Annotated in this window: 6 protein-coding genes; 4 read left to right on the forward strand and 2 right to left on the reverse strand. The window is 63.7% G+C overall.

Annotated elements, in window-relative coordinates; all coding sequences use genetic code 11:
• Positions 1-2 precede the first annotated feature (2 nt).
• Positions 3-842, reverse strand: a complete 840-nt coding sequence (locus H8S47_RS18440) for a glycine--tRNA ligase subunit alpha (RefSeq protein ID WP_187505228.1) — start codon at positions 840-842, stop codon at positions 3-5.
• A gap of 202 nt (positions 843-1,044) precedes the next feature.
• Between H8S47_RS18440 and H8S47_RS18445 the strand changes: the two genes are divergently transcribed.
• The 4 genes from H8S47_RS18445 to H8S47_RS18460 all read left to right on the forward strand — a co-directional run bounded on the left by H8S47_RS18445 (position 1,045) and on the right by H8S47_RS18460 (position 4,251).
• Entirely contained in the window at positions 1,045-1,911 is an 867-nt protein-coding gene (locus H8S47_RS18445) for a TraB/GumN family protein (RefSeq protein WP_187505229.1), read from the forward strand.
• Positions 1,912-2,174: 263 nt separating this feature from the next.
• Complete coding sequence (locus H8S47_RS18450; protein ID WP_187505225.1) at positions 2,175-2,873, forward strand: 50S ribosomal protein L25/general stress protein Ctc; 699 nt, start codon at positions 2,175-2,177, stop codon at positions 2,871-2,873.
• 206 nt (positions 2,874-3,079) lie between these two features.
• Positions 3,080-3,649, forward strand: a complete 570-nt coding sequence (gene pth / locus H8S47_RS18455; protein WP_187505226.1) for an aminoacyl-tRNA hydrolase — start codon at positions 3,080-3,082, stop codon at positions 3,647-3,649.
• Complete coding sequence (locus tag H8S47_RS18460) at positions 3,646-4,251, forward strand: TIGR02466 family protein (protein ID WP_056047257.1); 606 nt, start codon at positions 3,646-3,648, stop codon at positions 4,249-4,251. The genes pth and H8S47_RS18460 overlap by 4 nt, the downstream gene beginning before the upstream one ends.
• A gap of 236 nt (positions 4,252-4,487) precedes the next feature.
• Here H8S47_RS18460 and H8S47_RS18465 read toward each other — a convergent pair whose 3' ends face one another.
• A complete protein-coding gene (locus tag H8S47_RS18465) occupies positions 4,488-5,552 on the reverse strand; it encodes an NAD(P)-dependent alcohol dehydrogenase (RefSeq protein ID WP_187505227.1) in 1,065 nt (354 codons plus the stop codon).
• Positions 5,553-5,773: the final 221 nt, after the last annotated feature.

A 5,773-nucleotide genomic window follows, 5' to 3' on the forward strand; every position in this document is an offset into this window, starting at 1 on the left:
GATCATGCCGCCCATCCGTGTTTGTCCATCCAGGCGGCGCAGGCGCCCTTCGCGAGGTCTCGGACGCGGCCCATATAGGCTTGGCGTTCGGCTACGGAGATTACGCCGCGCGCTTGCAACAGGTTGAAGATGTGGCTGGCTTTGATCGCCTGCTCGTAGGCTGGGATCGGGAGCTTGTGGTTCAGGCTGTTCTCGCATTCGGCTACGTGCTTGCGGAACTGGTCGAACAAGGAGTCCGTGTCGGCGATCTCGAAGTTCCACTTCGACATCTCCTGCTCGTTCTCCAGGAACACGTCGCCGTAGGTCACGCCGGCGTCGTTGAACGCCAGGTCGTAGACCGAGTCCTTGTCCTGGATATACATCGCGAGCCGCTCGAGCCCGTAGGTGAGTTCGCCGGCGACGGGCTTCATGTCGAAGCCGCCCATCTGCTGAAAATAGGTGAACTGCGTCACCTCCATGCCGTCGCACCAGACCTCCCAGCCTAGCCCCCAGGCGCCGAGCGTGGGGCTCTCCCAGTCGTCCTCGACGAAGCGGATGTCGTGGCGCAGCATGTCGATGCCGATCGCCGCGAGGCTGCCGAGGTAGAGTTCCTGGAGATTCGCAGGGGATGGTTTCAGGATGACCTGATACTGGTAGTAATGCTGGAGCCGGTTGGGGTTTTCGCCGTAGCGGCCGTCGGTCGGGCGGCGGCAGGGCTGCACGAACGCGGCGTTCCACGGTTTCGGCCCGAGCGCGCGGAGCGTGGTGGCGGTGTGGAAGGTGCCCGCGCCCATTTCCATGTCGTAGGGCTGCAGGATCAGGCATCCGTGTTCGCTCCAGTAATCGTGGAGCGTGAGGATCATGCGCTGGAAGCTAAGAGGCTTTTTCACGGGCTGGGTCACGGGCTGGGTCACGGGCTGGGCTTTGGCGGATGGGGGTGCGTGAGGCAAGTGGTGCGTTGCGGCCGGGCGTCCTACATGGGGGCGAACTCACGGTAAGGATGCCCTCCCCTTGAAGCTGTTCTCGAAGATCGCGTCGTTCCGATCCGCCTTGTCCGCGCTGGCGATGGCGTTCGCTTTGCCCGCCTGTGCGCAGGTCGCGCCGAAGCCCGTGCAGACCGCTAACGATGCCGATCCGGCATTGTGGGTGGTGAAGGACAAGGACACGACGATCTACCTGTTCGGGACGATCCATGTGTTGAAGCCCGGCATGACGTGGTTCGACGAGGCGGTGAAGACCGCGTTCGATCGGTCGCAGCAGGTGGTGCTGGAGCTGGTGATGCCCGATCCGGCGAAGATGCAGTCGCTGGTGATGGCGACGGGCGTGTCGAAGGACCGCCCGACGCTGACCGAGCAACTGCCGGCGGACAAGCGCGCGGCGTATGCGAAGGCGGTGACCGATCTGGGGTTGCCGGCGAATGCGTTCGACCGGTTCAAGCCTTGGCTGGCAGCGACGAACCTGTCGATCGCGCCTTTGTCCAAGCTGGGGTATGATGCGGCGAACGGGCCTGAGCAGGTAATTACCGCGGCGGCGAAGGCTGCGGGGAAGCCGGTTACGGGGCTGGAGACGGCGGAACAGCAGCTCGGGTATTTCGGGGGGCTTTCGCAGACCGCGCAGTTGCAGTTTCTTGGGAGCACGATCGACGAGTTGCCTAAGCTGGAGACGACGATGGCGACGATGGTCGACGAGTGGGCGAAGGGCGATCCCGAGGCTTTGGCGCGCGAGATGAACGATAGTTTGAAGGATTCGCCTGAGGTCGCGAAGGTGTTGCTGGTGGATCGCAATGCGCGGTGGGCGGAGTGGGTTGCAAACCGGATGAAGTCGCCGGGGACTGTGTTCGTGGCGGTCGGTGCGGGGCATCTGGCGGGTAAGGACAGCGTTCAGGCGCAGTTGGCTAAGCTTGGCGTGAAGGCCGAGCGGGTGAAGTATTGAGGTGATGACCCCCTCTCCCCTCGGGGAGAGGGAGGGAGGAGCACTTGCGACGGAAGGGCGAGGGGGAGTTGGCGCGAACGTCCCGAGCCTCACTCCCCTCACCCTCCCACACGCAAGCGCGTGCGGGCCCCTCCCTCTCCCCGGAGGGGCGAGGGTTTAGTTGATTAAATCTCCCACTTCCGCTATGCGCCCGCGCTTCCGGTCCATGGTCATCCCTGGAGGCGTGGGCGGGAAGGACAACAAACGAGTTTCGGAGAATACAGATGAGCGACCAGTTGACGCTCGCAGCCGAGACGCGTGACCGGGTTGGCAAGGGAGCCTCCCGGGCGCTGCGTCGTGACGGCCGCGTGCCTGCCGTGATCTACGGCCTGAACAAGGAACCCACCTCGGTTCACCTCGAGGAAAAGGCGCTGATGAAGGCGCTGATGACCGGCCACTTCATGAATTCGGTCGTGATGGTCAACGGCGTGCGCACGCTGCCGAAGGACGTCTCGTTCCACCCGGTCACCGACCGCCCGATCCATGTCGACTTCCTGCGCATCGGTGCGCACTCGACCGTGACGGTTGCGGTGCCGGTCGTGTTCACCGACGAAGACGACGCGCCGGGCATCAAGAAGGGCAAGGGTGTTCTGAACATCACGCGCCACGAGATCGAGCTGGTCGTCGACGCTTCGGACATCCCGAGCGAGATCACGATTTCGCTCAGCGGTCTGGAGATCGGTGATTCGATCCACATCAGCGACGTGAAGCTGCCCAAGGGTGCTGTGCCCGCGATCGACGACCGCGATTTCGCGATCGCGACGATCGTGCCGCCGACCGTGCCGACCGTCGAGGACGAGATCCTCGAGGCCGAAGTCGCCGAAGCTCAGGCTGCCGAAGCTGCTTCGGACGAAGAGCCGGTCGTTGAGCCGAACGACGACGACAACCACGACGACAAGATCACGCCGCAGAAGAAGGACTGAGGGTTCAGCCCTTCGTCCTAGGATGATCTGGCGGGCGGGAAAGCTAGGGCTTTCCCGCCCGTTTCGTTTTATGGGGCTGCCCCTTACTGTTCCCTCGCGAACGCGGGGGTCCAGGATCAAGCAGCACCATCGCCCGTTACCCTGGGCTCCTGCGTTCGCAGGAGAACACGGTTACGTCGCCGACGCGGTCTTTTGGAGAATCACACGTGCAGATCTGGGCGGGACTCGGCAATCCGGGGGCGCAATATGCGATGCACCGGCACAATGTCGGGTTCATGGTCGCCGACGCGATCGCCGAGGTGCACGGCTTCGGCGCGGTGAAGAAGCAGTTCCAGGGCTGGACGCAGGAGGGCCGGATCGGCTCGACCAGGATCCTGCTGCTGAAACCCGCGACCTTCATGAATGAGAGCGGCCGGTCGATCGGCGAGGCGCTGCGGTTCTACAAGCTCGGCGTCGAGGCGCTGACGGTGTTCCACGACGAACTCGATATCGCGCCGTTCCGCGTGAAGGTGAAGACCGGCGGCGGGACCGCGGGGCATAACGGGCTACGCTCGACCGACCAGCATCTGGGGCCGGAGTTTCGCCGCGTGCGGCTGGGGATCGGGCACCCGGGGCACAAGGATCGCGTCACCGGCTATGTGCTCGGGAATTATGCGAAGGCGGAGATCGAGCCGCTCTCCGACATGCTCGGCGCGGTGGCGGCGGAGGCCAAGTGGCTGGCGGAGGGCGACGACGTCCGCTTCATGAACGATGTCGCGTTGAGGATGCAGCCATGACCACCCGTTCCCTGTTTGCCACGCGGTTCTACGAGGCCGATCTCGGCGACGACGATCTGGTCGAGGAACTCGAGGACGCCGCGCTCGAACTGGCCAAGGCCGATCGTGCGGGCGTCGCGTGGTCGAAGGCGCATGGGTATCGCGGGTATACGTCATATGCGTCGTTGAACGACCTGCCGCTGCGCGATCCGCGGTTCGGGGATCTGGTGCGACTGCTAAACAAGCATGTCGCGCAGTTCGCGAAGGATTGCGCGTTCGATCTGGGCGGGCGGAAGTTGAAGCTCGACAGTCTTTGGGTGAACGTCCTGAAGCCGGGTGGCGCGCATTCGGGGCATATCCATCCGCATAGCGTCGTTTCGGGCACGATGTACGTGGCGATTCCGGAGGGGGCTGGGGCGTTGAAGCTGGAGGATCCTCGGTTGCCGATGATGATGGCGGCGCCGACGCGGCTGGAGGATGCCGCGGAGGATTTGCGAACGTTCGTTTATGCCGAGCCCAAGCCTGGGAGTGTGTTCTTGTGGGAGAGCTGGTTGCGGCATGAGGTCGTGCCGAATGCTGCCAAGGGCGAGCGGATCAGTATTAGTTTTAACTATCGGTGGTGAGCGGGGTGCCGCTCGCCGCTACCTCGTCATCCTGACGAAAGTCAGGACCCAGAGCCAAGAACGGTGGCGTCCGTAACCCTGGGTCCTGACTTTCGTCAGGATGACGGTGGTGTTTTCCTGCGAACGCAGGAACCCAGGATTACATCGTGAGACGTTCCTGACCCTGGACTCCTGCGTTCGCAGGAGAACGGTGCTCTCTCGAATGAGGGCGGCGCGCGGTAACGCCCCCTGCCCGATCAGGCCGTCTTCATCGTCGCCATGTCGATGACGAAGCGGTACTTCACGTCGCTCTTCACCATGCGCTGATACGACGGTTCGATCTCGTCCATGCGGATCATCTCGATGTCCGACACAAGTCCGTGCTCGTTGCAGAAATCGAGCATTTCCTGCGTCTCGGCGATGCCGCCGATCAGCGAGCCGGCGATCGCGCGGCGCTTGAAGATGAGGGCGCCGACCGAGGGCGACGGATGCGCGTGCTCGGGGACGCCGACCAAGGTCATCGTGCCGTCGCGCTTAAGCAACGCGGTGAAGGTGTCGAGGTTGTGGCTCGCCGCGACGGTGTTGAGGATGAAGTCGAAGCTGTTGGCGTGCTCGGCCATCGCGGCTTCGTCCTTCGAGACGATCAGGTCCTTCGCGCCAAGACGCTTGGCATCGTCGCGCTTGTTCGGCGAGGTCGAGAAGACATAGACCTCGGCGCCCATCGCGTTGGCGATCTTGACGCCCATATGGCCGAGACCGCCGAGACCGACGATGCCGACCTTCTGGCCGGGGCCGACCTTCCAGTGCTTGAGCGGCGAGTACGTCGTGATGCCGGCGCACAGCAGCGGCGCGACCGCGGCGAGGTCGGCTTCGGGATGCGAGACCTTTAGGACGAAGCCCTGGTCGACGACGATCTTGTCCGAATAGCCGCCGAACGTATGGCCGCCGAGCACGGGATCGGGGCCGTTATACGTGCCGACGAACCCGGTGGTCTCGCAATATTGCTCCTCGCCGTCCTTGCACGACGGGCACTCGCCGCAGCTGTCGACCATGCAGCCGACGCCGACGACGTCGCCGACCTTGAACTTGGTGACGTCGCTGCCGACTGCGGTGACGTGCCCGACGATCTCGTGGCCGGGGACGCATGGGTAGAGCGTGCCTTCCCACTCGCCCTTGGCGGTGTGGAGGTCGGAATGGCAGACGCCGCAGAACGCGATGTCGATCGCGACGTCGGTCTTGCCGGGCTCGCGACGCTCGAAGCTGAAGGGGGCGAGGGGCGTTTGGGGGGATTGCGCGGCGTAGCCGTGGGCGGTCGTGGTCATGGAATTCCTGATCTATCTCAAGCTGGAATCGGGATATAAGCGTCGACCATATGATAACTACCGGTCGGTATGTTTATTTTGCTGCACTGCGACAATCGAGTGGGTCGATCAGGGGAAGGACCTGCGTAAGACGTGAAGCTTCTCCCCTCCCTGGAAGGGAGGGGTTGGGGGTGGGTCGGTTTCCGGATCGTGGAACGGTTGCGGCTCGCGCTGGCGGGACG

Origin of the sequence: Sphingomonas albertensis, from assembly GCF_014358075.1 — a bacterium.
Taxonomy (GTDB): Bacteria; Pseudomonadota; Alphaproteobacteria; order Sphingomonadales; family Sphingomonadaceae; genus Sphingomonas; species Sphingomonas albertensis.

Bases quoted from the DNA above. Each gene is read 5' to 3' on its own strand.
- H8S47_RS18440 (WP_187505228.1), bottom strand. From the start codon at position 842: ATGATCCTCACGCTCCACGATTACTGGAGCGAACACGGATGCCTGATC.
- H8S47_RS18445 (WP_187505229.1), top strand. From the start codon at position 1,045: ATGGCGTTCGCTTTGCCCGCCTGTGCGCAGGTCGCGCCGAAGCCCGTG.
- H8S47_RS18450 (WP_187505225.1), top strand. From the start codon at position 2,175: ATGAGCGACCAGTTGACGCTCGCAGCCGAGACGCGTGACCGGGTTGGC.
- H8S47_RS18460 (WP_056047257.1), top strand. From the start codon at position 3,646: ATGACCACCCGTTCCCTGTTTGCCACGCGGTTCTACGAGGCCGATCTC.
- H8S47_RS18465 (WP_187505227.1), bottom strand. From the start codon at position 5,552: ATGACCACGACCGCCCACGGCTACGCCGCGCAATCCCCCCAAACGCCC.